This window comes from Hyphomicrobium denitrificans ATCC 51888, assembly GCF_000143145.1.
In the GTDB taxonomy this organism is placed as follows: Bacteria; Pseudomonadota; Alphaproteobacteria; order Rhizobiales; family Hyphomicrobiaceae; genus Hyphomicrobium_B; species Hyphomicrobium_B denitrificans.
Window position 1 is genome coordinate 831,440 of sequence record NC_014313.1, and the last position, 16,294, is coordinate 847,733.

At 58.6% G+C, this 16,294-nt stretch carries 12 protein-coding genes; 4 read left to right on the forward strand and 8 right to left on the reverse strand.

The features are described from left to right. Positions 1–35 precede the first annotated feature (35 nt). Together HDEN_RS03905 and HDEN_RS03910 are read right to left on the reverse strand one after the other, a co-directional pair. Positions 36–3,221, reverse strand: a complete 3,186-nt coding sequence (locus HDEN_RS03905; RefSeq protein ID WP_013214831.1) for an efflux RND transporter permease subunit — start codon at positions 3,219–3,221, stop codon at positions 36–38. An 8-nt stretch (positions 3,222–3,229) separates the two neighbouring features. Further along, positions 3,230–4,441 carry an efflux RND transporter periplasmic adaptor subunit gene (locus tag HDEN_RS03910; RefSeq protein WP_013214832.1) on the reverse strand — a complete coding sequence of 404 codons (1,212 nt, stop codon included), beginning with the start codon at positions 4,439–4,441 and terminating at the stop codon, positions 3,230–3,232. A gap of 283 nt (positions 4,442–4,724) precedes the next feature. Here HDEN_RS03910 and HDEN_RS03915 point away from each other — a divergent pair, with 283 nt between their 5' ends. Continuing rightward, the gene (locus tag HDEN_RS03915) at positions 4,725–5,327 is read left to right on the forward strand and encodes a TetR/AcrR family transcriptional regulator (RefSeq protein ID WP_013214833.1); all 603 of its coding nucleotides are present in this window, start codon (positions 4,725–4,727) and stop codon (positions 5,325–5,327) included. A gap of 182 nt (positions 5,328–5,509) precedes the next feature. On the opposite strand, the gene HDEN_RS03920 is transcribed toward HDEN_RS03915, so the two are convergent. Both HDEN_RS03920 and HDEN_RS03925 read right to left on the reverse strand, forming a co-directional pair. Continuing rightward, a complete protein-coding gene (locus HDEN_RS03920) occupies positions 5,510–5,755 on the reverse strand; it encodes a hypothetical protein (protein ID WP_041921532.1) in 246 nt (81 codons plus the stop codon). 315 nt (positions 5,756–6,070) lie between these two features. After that, positions 6,071–7,318 (reverse strand): patatin-like phospholipase family protein, encoded by a 1,248-nt coding sequence (locus tag HDEN_RS03925; protein WP_013214834.1) that lies wholly within the window; start codon positions 7,316–7,318, stop codon positions 6,071–6,073. A 132-nt stretch (positions 7,319–7,450) separates the two neighbouring features. On the opposite strand from HDEN_RS03925, the gene HDEN_RS03930 reads away from it, so the two are divergent. Both HDEN_RS03930 and HDEN_RS03935 read left to right on the forward strand, forming a co-directional pair. Next, positions 7,451–8,317 (forward strand): 3-hydroxybutyrate dehydrogenase, encoded by an 867-nt coding sequence (locus HDEN_RS03930; RefSeq protein WP_013214835.1) that lies wholly within the window; start codon positions 7,451–7,453, stop codon positions 8,315–8,317. A 100-nt stretch (positions 8,318–8,417) separates the two neighbouring features. Further along, positions 8,418–9,134, forward strand: coding sequence for an acetoacetate decarboxylase (locus HDEN_RS03935; protein WP_013214836.1), 717 nt, complete (start codon positions 8,418–8,420; stop codon positions 9,132–9,134). Positions 9,135–9,203: 69 nt separating this feature from the next. On the opposite strand, the gene HDEN_RS03940 is transcribed toward HDEN_RS03935, so the two are convergent. Together HDEN_RS03940 and HDEN_RS03945 are read right to left on the reverse strand one after the other, a co-directional pair. Then, the gene (locus tag HDEN_RS03940; RefSeq protein ID WP_041921533.1) at positions 9,204–9,617 is read right to left on the reverse strand and encodes a DUF3617 domain-containing protein; all 414 of its coding nucleotides are present in this window, start codon (positions 9,615–9,617) and stop codon (positions 9,204–9,206) included. Between the two features lie 289 nt (positions 9,618–9,906). Next, a complete protein-coding gene (locus tag HDEN_RS03945; protein ID WP_210160340.1) occupies positions 9,907–10,416 on the reverse strand; it encodes a TetR/AcrR family transcriptional regulator in 510 nt (169 codons plus the stop codon). Between the two features lie 116 nt (positions 10,417–10,532). Here HDEN_RS03945 and HDEN_RS03950 point away from each other — a divergent pair, with 116 nt between their 5' ends. Beyond that, positions 10,533–12,053 (forward strand): MFS transporter, encoded by a 1,521-nt coding sequence (locus HDEN_RS03950; RefSeq protein ID WP_013214839.1) that lies wholly within the window; start codon positions 10,533–10,535, stop codon positions 12,051–12,053. Between the two features lie 165 nt (positions 12,054–12,218). On the opposite strand, the gene HDEN_RS03955 is transcribed toward HDEN_RS03950, so the two are convergent. Next, on the reverse strand, positions 12,219–13,343 hold the full coding sequence (locus HDEN_RS03955; RefSeq protein WP_013214840.1) for a ribonucleotide-diphosphate reductase subunit beta: 1,125 nt from the start codon (positions 13,341–13,343) through the stop codon (positions 12,219–12,221). Positions 13,344–13,371: 28 nt separating this feature from the next. After that, the gene (locus HDEN_RS03960; protein WP_013214841.1) at positions 13,372–16,242 is read right to left on the reverse strand and encodes a ribonucleoside-diphosphate reductase subunit alpha; all 2,871 of its coding nucleotides are present in this window, start codon (positions 16,240–16,242) and stop codon (positions 13,372–13,374) included. Positions 16,243–16,294: the final 52 nt, after the last annotated feature.

Here is a 16,294-nt window from a genome sequence, read left to right on the forward strand (position 1 = left end):
ATGCGGCGACGGCAGTCGATGCCGTCGCGCAATTCCTACGGCAGGCTTCCAGATCCAGGGGAATATTCCGGTTCCATCGCGGCGCGTGGCGCCGAACTTACGGTAGTTCCATCACGATGATCCTGTTCGGGCCGTTTGGTCTTCAGGACGCCAAGAACAAAAACAAAGAACGCGGGCACGAAGATGATGGCAAGGATCGTCGCCGAGATCATGCCGCCAAGAACACCTGTTCCGATCGCGTTCTGGCTCGCGGCGCTTGGGCCCACCGCGATGGCGAGAGGGACGACGCCGAGCGCGAAGGCGAGCGACGTCATGATGATTGGACGTAGCCGTATCCGCGCCGCCTCGACGGCAGCTTCGCGAAGCGATTTGCCCTGAGCATAGTAGTCTTTCGCAAACTCCACGATCAGGATGGCGTTCTTTGCCGACAGGCCGATGATCGCGATGAGGCCGACCTTGAAATAGAGATCGTTGGGCATCCCTCTCAGCATAACCGCGGCCACGGAGCCGATCACTCCCAGCGGAACGACGAGAATAACCGCGAGAGGAATTGACCAGCTCTCATAGAGACCCGCGAGCAGCAGGAATACGAAGAGAATGCTGAGCGCCAGAAGGAATGGTGCCTGTGCGCCGGACTTGATCTCTTCAAGCGATTGTCCGGTCCACTCGAATGCGAATCCCTTCGGCAGCTGGTACGCGAGGCGTTCCATCTCCGCGATCGCCGCGCCTGAGGAATGTCCCGGAGCCGACGCGCCCGATATGCGCACCGACGGATAGCCATTGTAGCCGACGATCTGCGCGGCGCCTTTTTGCCATTCGACCGTTGCGAAGGACGACAATGGAACCATACCGCCGTTCGCGTTGCGAACATTGAGCTTCAATAGATCTTCGGCCTGCAATCGGCTTCGATCCTTCGCCTGCACCACCACGCGCTGCATTCGACCGTCGTTCGGGTAGTCGTTGATATAGGAAGATCCGAGGTTTGCGGTGATCGTGTTGTTGATGTCCGCGAAAGTCACACCGAACGTGTTGGCCTTCTTGCGATCGATAACCAGGATGATCTGCGCGGCATCCGGCATTCCTTCTGCGCGAATGCCGGTAATAATGCCGCTTGCTGAAGCCTTCTCGATCAGTTCTCCCGCCGCCTTGTTAAGTGCATCCTGACCTAGGCCGCCGCGGTCTTGCAAACGGAATGAAAAGCCGTTGGTGGTGCCGAAGCCTTCGATCGGCGGCGGCGAGAGCGCAAACGTCGTCGCATCCTTGAGCGCGAAGAGCTGCATGTTGACCCGGTTCGCAATTTCCTGGGCGGAGTTTCCGGCCCCGCGTTCCGACCAGTCCTTCAATGTCGGAAACACTAAGGCTGCGTTCGGCCCATTGCCGGAGAAACTGAAGCCCTGGACGGAGAAGACGTTATCGACGGCCGGCTCGCCTTTGAAGACGGCCTCGATCTTTTCAAGGGACGCGATGGTTCTGTTCTGACTGGCCTCGGGCGGCCCCTGCACGTCGACAATGATGTACCCCTGATCCTCATCGGGAACGAACGCGCTTGGCAGATTGAAAAACAGATATCCGAGCCCGGCGAGGAGCGCGAGGTAGACGACCATCATCCGCCCCGCGCGTTTGACGAGTCCGGCTATGCGTTCCGAATATCCCGACGTCATTCGATCGAAGGTTCGGTTGAACCAGCCGCCAAGGCCCTTCTTCTCGTGATGCCCATGCGGGATCGGCTTGAGGAGCGTTGCGCAGAGCGCAGGCGTCAACGACAAAGCCAAAAACGCCGAGAACAGGATCGAGACGACCATCGTCAGGCTGAACTGCCGATAGATGATCCCCGTCGAACCGGGGAAGAATGCCATCGGGATGAAGACGGACGCGAGGACCAGCGTGATGCCGAGAATGGCGCCCGTGATCTGGCCCATCGCTTTCCGTGTTGCGTCTTTTGGCGACAACCCTTCTTCCGCCATGATGCGCTCGACGTTTTCGACGACCACAATGGCGTCGTCGACAAGAATGCCGATGGCAAGCACCATCGCGAACATGGTCAGGACGTTGATCGAAAAGCCCGCAGCATACATGACCGCGAGCGTACCGAGCAGGGCCACGGGCACCACGAGCGTCGGGATGAGCGTGTAGCGGAAGCTCTGCAGAAAAACGAACATGACGATAAAGACGAGAACAATCGCTTCGACCAGCGTGTGCAGAACTTTTTCGATCGACGCCGAGACGAAGGGGCTGGTGTCATAGGGTATCGAATAGGCGACGCCTTGCGGAAAGAAGCGGGAAAGCTCCTCCATCTTGGCCTTAATGGCCTTGGCCGTCGCAACCGCATTTCCGGATGTCGAAAGCTGAATACCGACGGCAGCGCTTGGCTGGCCATCCAGTCGGCCGGCAAAGCTGTAGGTTTCGGCACCGACCTCGACGCGCGCGACGTCATGCAGGCGAACCGTCGATCCGTCCGGGTTGGCGCGGAGAATGATCTCGCCGAATTCCTTCGTGTCGCTCAGCTGTCCTTTGACGAGAACGGTGGCAGTCAGATCCTGGGTGATCGGATTGGGAGCAGCGCCGATCTGCCCTGCTGCGACTTGGGCGTTTTGCGCCAGGATCGCGTCGCTGACATCCGAGGCGGTGATGTTGTAACCGACCATCTTGTCCGGATCGATCCACACACGCATGGCGCGCTGCGCCGAGAAGAGCTGGGCGCGGCCGACGCCGTCAATGCGCCGGAGTTCGCCCAGGACGTTGCGGCTTAAATAGTCGCCGAGCGCGATCTCGTCCGTCTTTCCATCCGTCGATGTGAGCGCGATGAATAGTAGGAAGCCCGTGCTCGCTTCTTCAACCGTAATGCCTTGCGCGGTTACAGCGCGCGGAAGGCGCGGCTCTACACGCCGCAACTTGTTCTGAACGTCTATAGAGGCCTGGTCGATGTCGCTTCCAGGTTTAAAGGTGGCCGTAATAGTGATCGCGCCCGAGGTATCGGACGTCGATTCAAAGTAGACGAGCTGATCGACACCATTCAGCTCTTCCTCGATCTGTCGCGTGACGCCCTGGTAGATCTCCTGCGGCGAAGCGCCGGGATAAAGCGTCGAGATCATAACCTGGGGCGGCGCAACCTTGGGATATTGCGAAATCGGCAGAAAGGGCAGGGCGATCAGGCCCGCGATCGCGATGAAGAACGCGAACACCCACGCCAGCACGGGCCGGCCAATGAAGAACTGAGCCATCGAGGCGCCTATCTGATTGCTTGCGTTGCCGCTTTGTCTGCCGGTCGCGTGTTCTCTGCCGGTTTCCAGATCTCGACGGTAACTTTCCCGCCCGGTTGTGCCTTCTGCACGCCGTCGACGATAATTTGCTCGCCGCTCTTGAGACCCGTTTCGACAACCCAGTCAGAGCCGAACGTTTGTCCGAGCGTTATATCGCGCGCCTCGACCGTCCCGTCGGTCGCGACAACGTAGACTTGAGCTTTGCCATCCTGAGCGCGAAGAACGGCTCGTTGCGGAACAGTGATCGCTCCATCCCGAACGGCCTGCTCGATACGGATACGGACATATAGGCCCGGCAGAAGGTCGCTTTTCGGATTTGGAAATTCGGCGCGCAGGGTGACCTGCCCGGTCATGGCGTCGACGCTTGCGCTCGAAAACAGCAGTCTTCCCGGCTGCGCATAGATCGTGCCGTCATCGAAGACGAGTTCGACGCGAGCTTGACCCGGCGCTGGGCTTGCGAGCTTGCCATCCGCAACAGCGCGCTTCAGCGCGAGCAACTCGGCGGACGACTGCGTGAAATCCGCATAGACGGGATCGATCTGCTGAATGAGAGCAAGCTTCTGGTTGGCGTCCAGTGTCGTCACCAGCGCGCCTTCGGTGACAAGAGCTCCGCCGATGATGCCCGTGATCGGAGCACGAACTTCGGTATATCCAAGATTGATCCGCGCTTCTTCCAACGCGGCTTCGGCGAGCGCGACATCTGCATCCGACTGCGCGAGATTTGCGGCTGCCGTGTCGTAGCTGGCACCGCTCGCAACGTCGCGCGCCCGCAATTCCTTTTGACGATCGTATTGCTGCTTGGCATTGGCCTGAAGGGCTTTTGCTCTCTGCAGCGTGGCCTCGGCGCTTGTTACCCGCACCCGAAAGAGGTCGGGATCGATGCGGTAGAGAACATCGCCCTTTTTAACGAACGTACCCTGCTCGAATACCCGTTCTTGCAGAATTCCGGTGACCTGCGCCCGCACTTCTGCAACGCGCGTCGCTGCAATGCGGCCTGGGAGTTCGCTCATCACTGGAACGGGATGTGCGGCAAGCTTGAGCACCGATACCGCCGGCGGCGGCGTCGCGCCTCCCTCTTGAGCATAAGCCGGTCCCACCGCTAGAACAGCAAGTGAGAGTCCACCGAGACATGCTGCGCGCCATCGAACAGGGCGAGCAAGAATTTCGCGAACGGTCAACATATTGAAGGCCTTTGAAGTCCTGGGTTCTAAGCGGATTTGCTTACAATGAGCAGGTTGGCAAAGAAGGAACTCTTGATGGAGATGACGTCATCCGCGTGACGTCTTTCGATCGCGTCCGGACGTCTGATGGGTGCGAAGACATCCTGGAAAACGAAAGTTTCATCATCTCCTAGTGGATTTACGTGGCAAAAACAATAAAGATACCATCCAGACGGTTTTTTCAAGGGCGGCTGTGGATTCGCTCAGCCACGCGTGCGGCGCGGAAAGGAAGAGATAAACTCCTATGAGCCTTGCTCACCGTAGAAAGAAGCGGCCGGTTGAAGTTCGTGGCCAGTTGCTCGACGTCGCAGCGAGGTTATGCGCGGAGGTTGGGATCGCGAATGCGACCCTTGATGCAATTTCGCAACGTGCCGGCGTCAGTAAGGGCGGGCTCCTGCACCATTTTCCGACAAAGCAGGCGTTGATCGTCGCGCTCGTCGACAAGCTTCTGGATGATCTTCTGGAGAGCATAGAGAGCTACATCGCTAAAGATCCCGACCCTGTCGGCCGCTTCACGCGCGCATACTTGTTGACCTGTCTTGAAGGTCAAAACAATGCAGATGCAGAGCACTGGAATACGCTGGGGATCATGCTCGCTACCGAGACTGCGATGCGCACGCGGTGGGTTAAGTGGTTTTCGAAGCAGATGAGGCAGCACGGCAATTCAGACGACACGATCGGCTGCCTGATCGTAAGAATGGCAGCCGATGGATTCTGGTTTTCAAAAACAGTCGGTATCACGAGCGTCCCATCGCGGCAGAAAAACGAGTTTGTTGAGCAGCTGGATCGTATGACTCGCAGTGGGAGTGATCGTTTGCGCGTGCACGCGCAGCGCAGGTCTCGGTAATTACCGTGCCTGCCGTCACGGCGGCCTGACGGAGCTTGGCGGCGCGGATGCGACGGAGCAGGGCATGATGGTGTTCACACCCGAGTTTTGCGTGCTTCGCCGTTGCAAGCGATAGTTCGCTTTGCCGAGTTTGCGGACCTTTGATCGTACGTTCAGCCAGCCCGAAACGCATCGTCGGTATGCTAGCCGGCACGATCATCAACGACGAACGTCAGCGCGTTGGCTGCACCCGACTGGGTGAAGGCAACCTGGTTGGCATTGCCGTTCCCTACGGTGGCGCCGGCGATCTCGTTGAAGTTGCCGACCTGCAGGGTGACGAAGCTGTTGTTGCTACCGGAAATCAGCGGACGATTGCCGGACTGAGCCACCTGATTGCCGTAGCCGATCTGCTGGGTGCTCCAGAGATTGTGCTCGCCCTCGATGCGCACTTGCGTGTTGTTGGCATTGCCCGTCTGCGCGACGCTGACGGAGTTGTAATTGGCGTTGCAGACAACGCCATTGCAGCGAACACTGACGCGGATGCAGCAGAGCTTGCTGGCACCGCCAATTGTTTTTCGAGTCGCTTCTCAAACCGCTTCGCGCACGAGGCACGGATCATCAGTTTGGCAATGAGGGCAGTGATGCCGAGGAAGGAACGGCATCCTGCGCTGCGAGAAGATGCCGTCCTTTTCCTATGCGTCGAGGTCTGTGTTCGCACGCCGATACATCGCGCGTGAATGAGCCTCACGGTGTCGCAAAGGCAGCTATGCCGTGTAGGCGTGGACGTCGTGAACGATAATCCCTGATCCGGGCGGCGGCATTTCAAGCCAGTGGCGCTGCTTCAGCGAGCGGCGCGTATCTTCGAATCCGGATTGCCAATGCTCGCGCATCGATGTGCCGGAAAAATCATAGTCCTTGGCGTGACCCTCATAAGCTTTCTGCTGATAGATCATGTGCAGGATCGTGATTTCGGGTGATTTGCTCAGCTCATCTCTGAGATGGATCTGCTCCGCGCTCAGTTCGCTTTCCGGGATTTTGCAGAGCGCCTTGTAGAGATGGCTCTTCCACTGCTTTGTGCGACGGAAGACGTCGGTGTTATGCCGCGTGCGCGAGGAATACATGATGTCCTTGTGCCTGCCGAGCACACTTTCCATATCGCGTGGCAATTCTCCGCGGGCACTGAACAAATCGACCTGAAAAACGAGCGTGTTGAGTTTGTCCTCGTTGTCGAGCACGTGCTGCAAAGGCGTATTGGAAACGATGCCGCCGTCCCAATAGTAGTCGGTGCCGATCTTGATCATCGGCAATGCGGGCGGGAGCGCGCCAGACGCCATGATGTGCTCTGGAACGATCTCTTCCTGATAGTTGTCGAAATAGATGAAATTTCCGCTGAGAACATTCACCGCGCCGACGGCAAACCGCATGGAACGGTCGTTTATCATTGAAAAGTCGGCGAGGTCGCGGAGTGTTTCCTTCAGCGGATCGGAATTGTAGAAGCTCGTCGCGGTCATCGCGCCGGTAGGGCTCAGCCAGGGATTGACGGAATGCGGCTGGAAGAAGCCGGGCAACCCCATCGTCATCGTCATCATCGAACTCGTGGCGTTTCGCATCTGGCGATAGACATCGCCATCGGGCGTATAGTGCCAGACCTTGCGCTCGGTGATGCGATGCCAGAACTCTCTAAGCTTCTCGAGCCGGCGCGCGCGTGAGTTTCCGGCAATGATCGCGGCGTTGATGGCTCCAATCGAAACTCCGGCAATCCAATCCGGCTCGATACCTTCTTCGTGCAATGCCTCGTAGACACCAGCCTGGTATGCTCCAAGCGCGCCGCCGCCCTGAAAGATGAGCGCAATGCGGTCACACCGTTCCGGACGCCAGCCCGTGGCTGATCGCGGATGGCGCGTGTTTGCGGACGGCTTCTCGCCGGGCGACGCCGCATCAACGACGGTGTCTTCATCCGGCCACGACGATTTTGCGTGAATGCCGTTCGATCCATTGAGGTTCGTCGTCATTGGATGCCTTTGAGTAAAAAAGCCCGCGTGAGCGCGAGGATTTCTGACGGCCAGAACATTGCGCCACTTTCGTGGGGTTAGATTACAGGCGTACGACGGGCCTTGGTCACACGGGTGTTAAGGGCCGGTGTCATGGCAATCCATCTCGACACCCAACCCAGGGAGAGCCGCGTGGACGCCATCGCAAATCCTTCATCGAGTTTTCCGGAAAGAGCGTCATCGCAGCAGCGCAATGCCATCGTCACGGGGTCGACGAGCGGTATTGGACTTGCGATTGCCCGCGGACTCGCAGGCTCAGGCGTAAATGTCGTTATCAATGGCTTCGGGGATGCCGCAGCCGTCGAAGCGGAACGCGCCGCGATTGAATCCGAATTCAACGTCAAATGTCTCTATTCGCCGGCCGACATGTCGTGCCCGACGCAGATCGCGGATATGGTGCGCAACGCTGAAAGCGATCTCGGATCGGTTGATATTCTCGTCAACAACGCAGGCGTACAGTTCGTGTCGCCGATCGAAGACTTCCCGATCGAGAAGTGGAAACAAATCATCGACATCGATCTTTCGGCTGCGTTTCACGCCATGCGCGCTGCTATTCCCGGAATGAAAACGCGGAAATGGGGCCGCATCATCAGTACCGCTTCAGCCCACTCGCTCGTCGCGTCGCCGTTCAAGGCCGCGTATGTCGCCGCCAAGCACGGCGTCGCGGGGCTGACTAAGACAGCCGCACTCGAGCTTGCGACGTTCGGTGTGACCGTCAATTGCGTTTCTCCAGGTTACGTCTGGACGCCGCTTGTCGAGAAACAAATTCCTGCGACGATGGAAGCCCGCCATCTCTCGCGTGAAGAAGTGATTCATGACGTTTTGCTCGAAGCGCAGCCGACAAAGCAGTTCGTGACCGTCGATCAGGTCGCGGCTCTTGTCCTATTTCTCTGCACCGATGCGGCGGCATCCATCACTGGCGCCGACATTCCGATCGATGGCGGATGGACCGCGCACTAGCACGGTCTTTCGTCTGCCTAGCGAATGCCTGGCGAAAAACGGCTGAACCAAGCAAATGGAGCGATGCGTGCGCGCCGATCAAATTCTTGAGCTGCCTTCAATGCCACTTGCCGGGCCGAGCTACCCCGACGGTCCTTACCGGTTCGTCGATCGCGAATACATGGTCATCACCTACGAGACGGATGCCGATCTGATCCGCGAGCAGTTGCCGGAGCCGCTGTCGCCTGTCGGCCAGCCCCTGGTTCACTATGAGTGGATCAAGATGCCCGATAGCTCCGGATTCGGGACGTACACGGAATCCGGCATAGTCATTCCATGCCGGTTCGGGGACGAAGAGGTCAACTTTGTTGCGCAGATGTACCTGGACGATGATCCCCCCATTGCGGCGGGGCGCGAAATCTGGGGCTTTCCGAAGAAGTATGCGCATCCCAAGCTTGAGGTCGTCAAAGATACGCTGACGGGCACACTGGAATATTCAGGCCAGCTCGTCGCGATGGGGACGATGGGCTACAAGCACGAGAAGATGTCGGGCAACGGCGAGCGCACAATGGCGACCTTGTCCAAGACACAAGTCAATTTGAAGCTCATTCCGGGTGTTGATGGTAAGCCAGGCATCTGCCAGCTTGTCGGCTACAATCTCACGGACATTACCGTCAAGGGATCGTGGCTTGGGCCGGGACGGCTGCATCTGGTTCCGCACGTCAACGCGCCGGTCGCGGATTTGCCCGTGCGGAAGATCGTCGGTGCACACCATTTCATCGCAGATCTCACGCTTCCTTACGGACGTGTTCTGCACGACTATCTGGCCTCCAAATAATCCCGCGAACGGTGTCGAGGCGCGCTTGCGGGTCGCGAGCACTTTTTTCGCTGATTGACGATAGGGTTGTCAGGAACGAGGCTGGTTGGCGCAATCGCCGACGCGCTTGCCGCTTTGACGCTCCGTCATCGTCATGTTCTTGCCGCCCATTTTCATGTTGAAAGCTCCATCAAATCGCTCGCGATAGAGTTTGAACTTTGCCGAAGCAACAGCTTGGTTGTGACCCTCGCAAATGAGGTCGAAGGTGAGTTCACCGGCACTTTCCTTGATGTTCTGCGCTGGACAGCGGACCAGGGGATTATTCTCACTCAGCACGACGATGCCATGCGTACCTGTTTCGGTGATGCAGACCTTCGCGGCCCTCTGTACGTTCATGTCCTCAACGTGCGGCAGCTCCAGCGGCATCTGCACCTCGTATTCGCCCGACTGTAAATTGCTGTCTTGGTCAGCCAGCGCTCCGGTGGGCGTGACGAGAAGGGCCAAAAGAAGACGTGTTCGCATTGGGCACCCATTTGTTGAAGCTAGACGATTAGAGCACCCGGACCGAGCGGCTGCGCTCCGTTTCTTGCTGTCGAATTCGTGCTGGCGCTTGGGCGTGAGAGCAAAAAAAATCGGAGTGTGGTTTGTACCTGCTGAAAGCACACGCTCCGTCATGGCCGTAGAGTGTCTCGGAAGATGTCACTAGCGCGAAAGCGAATGGCGTGAAGGGCAGGGCATCATATCGATACAACTGCCCACGGCATTATCGTTCCAGACTGTGTCTGGCGCCGGCTTAGCGTTTCTTCAGCAAGCGTTCGAAGACGCTCTCGACGTCGTCGAGAAATGCACTCCATTCCCCATTTTCGTCTATGCCGGAAATGCGCAGCATGAACAGTCCCTCAACTGCCAATAGCGCAACCCGCGCCGCCTGTGCGTCTTCCGCCGACGCGCTCAGGCGCTTGAACATGGACCGGTACCATTCCCGAGTTTCCGGCACGTTTTCCGGATTCTGGATGTAGGCGATCATCAGCCCAGCCATCTTGGCGTTCATCGCCGCCTGCGAACTTCGCATGACCTTGATGTACCTGCGCAAGAGATCGGCGGGCGAAAGCTCATCGATCTCTCCGAGCAATTCTTCGAACTTCTGCGTCCATCGATCGACCAGCGCGCGGACCAGATCATCCTTCGATGAGAACGAATACTGGACCCCGCCCTTCGATATGCCCGCTGCTTTGGCAAGGGCATCGATGGTCAGCGCAGCTGCACCTTCGCCGCGAACGAGGCCTTCCGCGATTTCGAGCAAGCCTTCACGCGTGATGGTCGGTTTTCTACCCAGATCGTCACTCCTTCACAGTCTGGCCCATTGAAATACATACGTATGTATTTATATCAGGGAATGCAATGTTCATCAGGTGAATGATGTCGTCCGTGTCTCTTCCGGCCAACCGCTGGTTTGTCCTTGTCGCAGTCACGCTGGCCTTTCTCCCGGCGGTTATCGACATGACGATCTTGCATGTCGCCGTCCCGACCCTGACGCAATCGCTGAATGCGTCGGGCACCGAAGTGCTGTGGATCATCGACATCTATCCGTTGCTGATGGCGGGGCTTCTCGTGCCGATGGGCACGCTCGCGGACCGGGTTGGTAACCGCAAGATCCTGCTCATCGGCCTTGTCATCTTCGGCGTCGCGTCTGCGTGGGCCGCCTTTGCGCAAAGCGCCGCCATGCTGATCGCCGCGCGCGTCCTGCTGGCGCTCGGCGGCTCAATGATCATGCCCTGCGTTCTCGGCCTCATCCGCAAGACCTTCGAAGACGAGGGTGAGCGCGCCATGGCGCTCGGGCTCTGGGGCATGGTCGGCGCAGCGGGGGCGGCGGTCGGTCCGCTGGTTGGCGGCGCTCTTCTGGAGCACTTCTGGTGGGGCTCCGTTTTTCTGATCAACGTACCGATCATGTTCGTTGTGGCGCCGGCCTGCTATTTCCTGCTGCCGCGCAGCGAGCAGACGACGCCCGGCAAATGGGCGATCGGGCAGGCCCTGTTGCTGATCGCAGGCATGATATCGCTTGTGTACGGCATCAAGGCCGGGTTCGGCGGCAAGCAACCTGTGACGATCGTCATCCTCGTCGTTGCGTTCGGAATTGCCGCTCTGACGCTGTTCGCGCGCAAGCAATTGCACTCGTCCGAGCCTATGCTCGACCTCTCCCTGCTGTCTCATCCGGCGATCGTTGCCGGCGTGATCATGGCTGTCGTTGCATCAGGTGCGTTGGCCGGCGTCGAACTGACGCTCGCGCAGGAACTGCAATATGTGCTGAGCAAGACGCCGTTGCAGGCCGGCATCTTCATGATCCCCATCATGGCGGCGGCGGCAGTGGGCGGCCCTGTCGCGGGCTATCTTTCCAATCGGTTCGGATTGCGGCTGGTCGCCACGCTTTCGCTCGCGATCTCGGCCGTCGCATTGGTGAGTCTCGCACACAGCGATTTCCATGATCCTGGCATCCTAGTGCCTTTCGCGCTTGCCGTTCTCGGGCTCACGCTCGGCATCGGACTGACGGCCTCATCAATCGCCATCATGGGCTCTGTTGATGCGAGTAAGGGCGGTGCGGCAGGCTCTCTGGAGGCGACGGGTTACGAGCTTGGCACCGGTCTCGGCATCACCCTATTCGGCGTCGTCACGTCGGCCGTGTTCAGCCGTGCCATCGAACTGCCAGCGCACTTGGCAAAGGATTTGGCCGAACAGGCGTCCAAAACGATCGGCGACACCTTCATCGTCGCTGGCCTAGTTGCGGGTGAGCAAGGCGCGGCATTGATCGAGGCAGGCAAGGTCGCCTTCTCTCAGGCGCATGCAGTGCTGTTGATGACGGCCGCCGGAGTGATCGCGATGCTGGCGGTCGTGGTGTTCTTCACCCTTGCCGGGTATCGCAATTCTTCCCGTGTACATCATTGATCGCGCTTCGAAGAGTGGCTGACATGCCGATCATCAAGATCGAACGCTGATCCCGACGCCTTTCGAGGAGGGCGATGCCGAAGACCTCTTTATAGGCGTTGCGTCGAAAAGCGGACATCGAGGATCAACACGCCCGCTTTCCGTTGCCGTCACTTCGGCTTCATCTTACTCCCAACTCAATGCGCCGCCGTTCTGGTATTCGATGACGCGCGTTTCGAAGAAGTTCTTTTCCTTCTTGAGGTCCATCGCCTCGGACATCCACGGGAAGGGGTTCTCGCGATCCTTGAACACAGGCGTAAGACCAAGCTGCGCACAGCGGCGGTTGGCGATGAACTCCATGTACTGCTCGGTCAGGCCGGGGTTCAGTCCCAATAGCCCCGTCGGCATCGTATCGCGGCCGTAGGCGGCTTCGAGCTGCGCGGCATCCCGCAGCATTCCGCGTACCTCATCCTGAAATGCCTTGGACCAGAGATGCGCATTCTCTGCCTTGATCTGATTGATGACGTCGATGCCGAAGTTCAAATGAATGCTCTCGTCGCGCAGGATGTATTGATACTGCTCGGCGATACCGACCATCTTGTTGCGCCGGCCAAGCGAGAGGATCTGTGCGAAGCCCGTGTAGAACCACATGCCTTCGAACACGACGTAGAAGGCGATGAGATCGCGAAGGAATGCCTGATCGGTTTCCTTGGTTCCAGTCTTGAAGGAAGGATCGTCGAGGTGCTTGGTGTAGGCGAGCGCCCAAGCCGCTTTGTCGGTGATCGACGGCACCTCGCGATACATATTGAAAAGCTCGCCTTCATCAAGGCCGAGACTTTCAACGATGTATTGGAAGGTGTGCGTGTGCACGGCCTCTTCGAACGCTTGCCGAAGCAAGTATTGCCGACATTCCGGATTTGTCAGATTCCGATAGATGGCGAGAACGATGTTGTTGGCAACGAGCGACTCTGAGGCTGCAAAGAAGCCGAGGTTGCGCTTGATCATGCGCCGTTCTTCTTCCGTCAGGCCGTCTTTCGATTTCCAGAGTGCGATGTCGGCCTGCATCGAAACTTCTGTCGGCATCCAATGATTGTTGCAGCCAGCCAGGTATTTCTCCCAGGCCCAGCGATATTTGAGCGGCAGAAGCTGATTGACGTCGGCGCGGGCGTTGATCATGGCCTTGTCGTCGACGCGCACGCGTCCACCGTTGCGATCGATGTTGCCGAGGCCCGTCGCGTCCTCGGGAACGATAGCGGGTGCGGGCTTGCGAGCCGATGGCAGGTGAGCGGCTGGTTCTGACCAGTCGAGCATGAACTATCTCCGTTTCGATGAATTGAAATTATTGGCAAGCTTCGCAGGTCGGATCGTCGATCAGGCAAGCTTTGCCGGCCATCGCCTCGATGTTTTCCGGTGCTGAGTGATGCACAGAACTCGACACGGCGTTTAGCTTGCCGTCGGTTCCCTTGAGCGTCGATTTCTCGACGTGCGTCGCCGATTGCGACCTCAGATAGTATGTCGTCTTGAGGCCACGCTCCCACGCCAAGCGGTACAGCGCATCGAGCTTTCGGCCATTCGGCGCCGCGATGTAGAGATTGAGCGACTGGCCTTGGTCGATCCATTTCTGGCGGCGCGCCGCGGCATCGACCAGCCAATGCGCGTCGATTTCGAAGGCGGTTGCGTAGAGCGCCTTCAGGTCTTCGGGAATGCGATCGATGGCGCCGAGCGATCCGTCGAAATACTTGAGATCCGAAATCATAACTTCGTCCCAGAGCCCGCGCGCTTTCAAATCGCGCACGAGGAAGGGATTAACGACAGTGAAGTCGCCGGACATGTTCGACTTGACGTAGAGATTCCGGAATGCCGGTTCGATCGACTGCGCGACACCGCAGATATTGGAGATCGTTGCCGTCGGAGCGATGGCCATTGTGTTCGAATTGCGCATTCCGGTCGTGCGTACGCGATCTCGAAGGCCGTCCCAGTCGAGTGTCGATGATGTGTCGAGACGAAGGTCTGTGCCACGCGCAGATTTCAATAGCTCGATCGAGTCGATCGGCAGGATGCCCTGGCTCCAGAGTGATCCGTCGAACGACGGATAGCGCCCACGCTCCGCCGCGAGATCGACGGAAGCGGAGATCGCGTGGAAGCTGATCGCTTCCATGCTCGTGTCGGCAAACGCAACGGCTTCCTCCGAGCCGTAGTTTATGCGCAGCGCCTGCAGCGCATCTTGGAAACCCATTAAGCCCATGCCGACGGGGCGATGACGCAAATTCGAGCGCCGCGCTTCCGGGATCGTGTAAAAGTTAATGTCGATGACGTTGTCGAGCATGCGCATCGCTGTTTTGACGGTGCGTTCAAGCTTATCGAAATCAACGCCGTCGTTCGTGACGTGAGCCACCAGATTGATCGAACCCAGATTGCAGACGGCCACTTCGTCGTTCGACGTGTTGAGTGTGATTTCCGCGCAAAGATTGGAGGAATGAACGATCCCGCAATGCTGCTGCGGCGAACGCAGATTGCACGGGTCCTTGAAGGTGATCCACGGATGACCGGTCTCGAACAGCATCGTCAGCATGCGGCGCCAAAGATCAACCGCGCGCACGCGACGGGCGACCTTCATTTCCATCCGCTCGGCTTTTTCCTCGTAAGCTTCGTAGCGCTCAGCGAAGGCCGTGCCGTAAAGATCGTGCAGATCCGGCGTTTCATCAGGCGAGAACAATGTCCATTGGCCGTCCTCGGCAACGCGCTGCATGAACAGGTCCGGAATCCAATGCGCCGTGTTCATGTCGTGCGTGCGTCGACGGTCGTCGCCGGCATTCTTGCGCAGGTCGAGGAATTCCTCGATGTCGATGTGCCATGTCTCAAGATAGGCACAGACGGCGCCTTTGCGCTTGCCGCCCTGATTGACGGCGATCGCCGTGTCGTTGGCAACTTTCAGGAACGGCACGACGCCCTGGCTCTCGCCGTTGGTTCCTTTGATGTGGGCGCCAAGACCACGGACGCGCGTCCAATCGTTGCCAAGGCCGCCCGAATATTTCGCGAGCAGGGCGTTGTCCTTGATCGACTTGAAGATGCCGTCGAGGTCGTCGGGGACGGTCGTCAGGAAGCACGATGAAAGTTGCGGCCGTGGCGTTCCAGCATTGAATAGCGTCGGCGTCGAACACATGAAATCGAATGTCGAAATAAGATCATAAAATTCGATTGCCTTGGCTTCGCGATCGATCTCGCGCAGTGCCAGACCCATTGCGACGCGCATGAAGAAGGCTTGCGGCAATTCAAAGCGAATGCCGTGCGTCTGCAGAAAATAACGATCATAAAGCGTCTGCAACCCGAGATACTGGAAGATACCGTCGCGCTCGGGCTTCAGCGCGCCGCCAAGCCGGTCGAGATCGAAGCGAGCGAGTTCCGGATCGAGCAGATCGGCGACGATGCCCTTCGCGATGAAGGCGCGGAAATACTCGGGATAGCGCTCGCCCATCTCGGATTGGCGCGCTTCGTCGGTGCGGCCGGCGACGAAAGACAACGCTTCGCGGCGTAGCTTGTCCATCAGCAGGCGCGCAGTGACGAAAGTATAGTTGGGTTCCGTTTCGATGAGCGTGCGGGCGGCAAGAACCGGTGCATCGGCGAGTTCGTCGCGCGTTATTCCATCGTAAAGATTGCGCTGCGTTTCGCTTAGAATGGCTTCGGCCGAAACGTCTGCGAGGCCGGCGCACGACTCCTCGATCAGCTTGCGAAGGCGCGCGGCATCGAGCGGCGCGAGGCTTCCGTCCTTGGACTTGACGCTGATTGACGGCATCGTGGGAATGGGTGCCGCAGTTTCGGCGGCGCGTTCACGCTTGCGCTCCTCGCGATAGAGAACATAAGCGCGCGCCACTTTATGATGCTCACCGCGCATTAGCGCGAGTTCGACCTGATCCTGAATTTCCTCGATGTGAAACGTGCGCTCCTGCACGCCGCGCCGGGTCAGTGCCACAACGATTTGCGATGTCAGCCCATCGACGGTCTCGTGCACGCGCCGCGAGGCCGCCGCTCGTCCGCCTTCGACGGCAAGAAATGCTTTCGTCAGAGCGACCGAGATTTTGCTGGCATCGAACGGCGTGACGCTGCCATTGCGGCGGATGACCTGAAACACAGGGTCGACCGTCGCTTTGGGAATGCCGGTGCTCGAGGATTCGTAGTGTTGGGAAGGTCGTGCTTCTAGTGTGATAGACATCGGCAAACCCCTGTATGAAAGGGGGCTTGGGCCGCATGGGACGCGCATTCAA

Bases quoted from the DNA above. Each gene is read 5' to 3' on its own strand.
- HDEN_RS03905 (WP_013214831.1), bottom strand. From the start codon at position 3,221: ATGGCTCAGTTCTTCATTGGCCGGCCCGTGCTGGCGTGGGTGTTCGCG.
- HDEN_RS03910 (WP_013214832.1), bottom strand. From the start codon at position 4,441: ATGTTGACCGTTCGCGAAATTCTTGCTCGCCCTGTTCGATGGCGCGCA.
- HDEN_RS03915 (WP_013214833.1), top strand. From the start codon at position 4,725: ATGAGCCTTGCTCACCGTAGAAAGAAGCGGCCGGTTGAAGTTCGTGGC.
- HDEN_RS03925 (WP_013214834.1), bottom strand. From the start codon at position 7,318: ATGACGACGAACCTCAATGGATCGAACGGCATTCACGCAAAATCGTCG.
- HDEN_RS03930 (WP_013214835.1), top strand. From the start codon at position 7,451: ATGGCAATCCATCTCGACACCCAACCCAGGGAGAGCCGCGTGGACGCC.
- HDEN_RS03935 (WP_013214836.1), top strand. From the start codon at position 8,418: ATGCCACTTGCCGGGCCGAGCTACCCCGACGGTCCTTACCGGTTCGTC.
- HDEN_RS03950 (WP_013214839.1), top strand. From the start codon at position 10,533: ATGTCGTCCGTGTCTCTTCCGGCCAACCGCTGGTTTGTCCTTGTCGCA.
- HDEN_RS03955 (WP_013214840.1), bottom strand. From the start codon at position 13,343: ATGCTCGACTGGTCAGAACCAGCCGCTCACCTGCCATCGGCTCGCAAG.
- HDEN_RS03960 (WP_013214841.1), bottom strand. From the start codon at position 16,242: ATGTCTATCACACTAGAAGCACGACCTTCCCAACACTACGAATCCTCG.